This window comes from Kitasatospora sp. NPDC057512 (genome assembly GCF_042802135.1).
GTDB lineage: Bacteria > Actinomycetota > Actinomycetes > Streptomycetales > Streptomycetaceae > Kitasatospora.
Window position 1 is genome coordinate 1 of the sequence record NZ_JBHVET010000967.1, and the last position, 2,578, is coordinate 2,578.

A 2,578-nucleotide genomic window follows, 5' to 3' on the forward strand; every position below is an offset into this window, starting at 1 on the left:
CCGTCGACGAGGCGGGCAGCGGCCTGAGCGCGGATCAGGTCATCGGACCTTCAGGCATCGGACACTCCCAGCAAACCTCGACATCACCAATGGATCGACCGACAACGGCGCGCCGGTCAATCTGTACGGCTGCCACAGCGGCGCCGCCCAGAAGTGGGTCCCCGGTCCCTGCCCGGGCACCCTGCAGAACCCCAACTCCGGCCGCTGCCTCACCGTCCCTAGTGGGAGCAACGTGCCGGGCACCCATCTGATCATCTCGGACTGCCTCGACAACAGCAGCCAGTACTGGCAGGCGCCCACCGCCACCACGGCCCTCGTCGGAGGCTTCAGCTCGGCCACGTACCCTGTGCTCGACTCTCCCGGTGACATCAACGGTGACGGGTACCCCGACCTGATCATCACCGACAACAACCACAGCCTCGTCCAGTACCTGGGCACCGCGCCCGAGGCTGGCCTGCCGCGCTTCGGTGACATCCGCGTCCTGGACACGCCGAAGCCCGCCTCGTACAACATCAACTCCGCCGCCAACCCCAACCGTTGCCTTGACAACGCTGGCGCGAGCAACGGCACCAACCTTCGCTTCTACGACTGCTGGGCCGGCGCCAATCAGAAGTTCACCTTCGGCTCCGACGGCACCCTGCGCACCAGCGGACGCTGCGTCGCCACCAAGAACAACGCCACCAGCTCCGGTACCCAGGTCGTGATCACCGACTGCGTCGGGGCCACCGGTCAGGTCTGGACCCTGCGCGCCGACGGCAGCATCCATAATCCGACCGCCGACCGCTGCCTCGACCTCCCCGGCGCAATCGACGCCAACGGAACAGTCCTGGCCATCGGGGAGTGTCTCCCTGATCATGCCAACCAGCGTTGGACCATGTACCCGAACAACACCTGACCCCCCACCCTGGGGCCCGCGATGCATCCGGCATTGCGGGCCCCACCCGCGTTTTCTGGGGCCGCCGATCTCCCCGACCGCAGAGCCCTTGCGGTCTGCCCGGCTGGTGGAAGTGCAACAACAGATTCGACCGGGTCAGCCGACCGGTCTCCTACGCCTTGCTCGTGTCCCTCGCGACGCCCGAGACCGACCTCTACACCGCCGGGTCAGCGGCGGAAGCCGCGCCCCGGGTTGCGGGCTTGGACGTTGTCGAAGGCGTGAACCAGGCAGCGGGGCGCATGTCGCCGATGCCCATGGCCTGGTTGGCCATGTCGTCGGGGTCTTCGATCCCGTCCAGGTGCGCGCTGAAGAGCATCAGGATGTCGGTGCCCTGGAAGAGGAGGTCGACGCAGGCATCCCAGTCGTAGTCATCGCCGTGGTGGGGCACCGACCGGGCGCCGTGCCGCAGGCCCGCAGTGGCCCCTGCCCTGGGGGTTCCCTGGACTGGTGACTACTCGAAGGCGGCCGAGTGGCTCGGCCCGGACGCCGGACCTTCGGCGAGGACGGTGTCCGCTTCGCTGAGTATGCGGCGGCGTTCGGCCAGGACGTTGTCGAACGCGGTGGTGTTCTGCTGGATCAGGGTGCGTTGGATGGCGGTCTCGGCTTCGTTCCAGATCCGGACGAGCCGGGTCTGTTGTTTGCAGGCGACGTCGGTGAGGGCGGTCGTCCGCTCTTCGTCGGTGGGTTGTTCGGAGGGCCAGGTGCCGGTCTGCAGCGGTGTCGCGTAGTCGTGGCCGGCCTGCTTCATGCACCGGGACCACGCGGCGACGGCGGCCACGACCTCCGGGTTCTTCATCGATTGGTCGAAGGACTCCTGGTTGACCGACCGGACCAGATAGGCGTCTCCGGGGTAGCTGGTGGTGCCGGTGATCCGGCGCGCGGCGGATTCCTGGCAGCCCTGCGGGCCGGTGAGCGCGTTCAGCTGGTCAGGGGAGAGCCGTACCTGTGCCGGGTCCGGGTGGGCGGGCAGGTGGTAGCCGGTGGTTCGGGCCCCGGAGGCGCTGGTGATTCCGTAGCGCCGTTCGTACCGGCCCAGCACGGGGGTCGGGGCGTTGGCCGGGGCGGGTGGGCGGACTCCGGCGCTCCGCAGGCAGTCGGCGACCAGTCGGTCCAGGGCGGTGTGCAGCCGGGCGTTGTCGGCGGGTTGGAGGAAGTACGGGTCCAGGGGCAGGGAGATGACGGTGGGGTCGTCGGCGGGGGCGGGCGCGGTCTTGGTGCCGTCGGCGGGGGTGCCTGCCGGGCCGGATGGCGTTCCCCTGGTGGAGGTCGGTGCGGTGTCGGTGGTGGTCCCGCTGTTCGTGGAGCAGGAGGCGAGCAGCAGAAGGCAGGTGGCGACGGCCGCGAGCGGGGCGGTGAGCCGTGGTGTGTCCATGGTGTCGAGGGCCTCGTGTCTCCGGTAGGCCGGGCCGTCCGAGGAGTCGGACGGTACAGGCCGCTGCGGCCGGCCGCAGCGGGCTCGTCGTGCTGGTGGGCTCCTCATCGACGGGCAAGACACGCGCCTGCTGGGAAGCCGTGCAGCCTCTCGCCGACTTCGGGTGGCGGCTGTGGCATCCCTTCGACCCGACCCGCGCCCAGGCCGCACTGGAGGACCTGCACCGTGTCGGGCCCCGCACGGTGGTGTGGCTGAACGAGGCTCAGCACTAC

Annotated in this window: 3 protein-coding genes and 1 pseudogene; 2 read left to right on the forward strand and 2 right to left on the reverse strand. The window is 69.5% G+C overall.

Going from position 1 to position 2,578, the window contains the following annotated elements:
• On the forward strand, positions 1–895 hold an 895-nt coding region (locus ACFU6K_RS36345), incomplete at its 5' end, for a ricin-type beta-trefoil lectin domain protein (RefSeq protein WP_380670518.1).
• Between the two features lie 193 nt (positions 896–1,088).
• On the opposite strand, the gene ACFU6K_RS36350 is transcribed toward ACFU6K_RS36345, so the two are convergent.
• Both ACFU6K_RS36350 and ACFU6K_RS36355 read right to left on the reverse strand, forming a co-directional pair.
• Positions 1,089–1,322, reverse strand: a complete 234-nt coding sequence (locus tag ACFU6K_RS36350; RefSeq protein WP_380670520.1) for a hypothetical protein — start codon at positions 1,320–1,322, stop codon at positions 1,089–1,091.
• A gap of 63 nt (positions 1,323–1,385) precedes the next feature.
• Positions 1,386–2,306, reverse strand: coding sequence for a hypothetical protein (locus tag ACFU6K_RS36355; protein ID WP_380670522.1), 921 nt, complete (start codon positions 2,304–2,306; stop codon positions 1,386–1,388).
• Between the two features lie 53 nt (positions 2,307–2,359).
• On the opposite strand from ACFU6K_RS36355, the pseudogene ACFU6K_RS36360 reads away from it, so the two are divergent.
• Positions 2,360–2,578 (forward strand): annotated as a pseudogene (locus ACFU6K_RS36360) (hypothetical protein); the annotation flags it as partial.

Excerpts from the sequence above, each read along its gene's own strand:
- ACFU6K_RS36355 (WP_380670522.1), bottom strand. The coding sequence starts at position 2,306 with ATGGACACACCACGGCTCACCGCCCCGCTCGCGGCCGTCGCCACCTGC.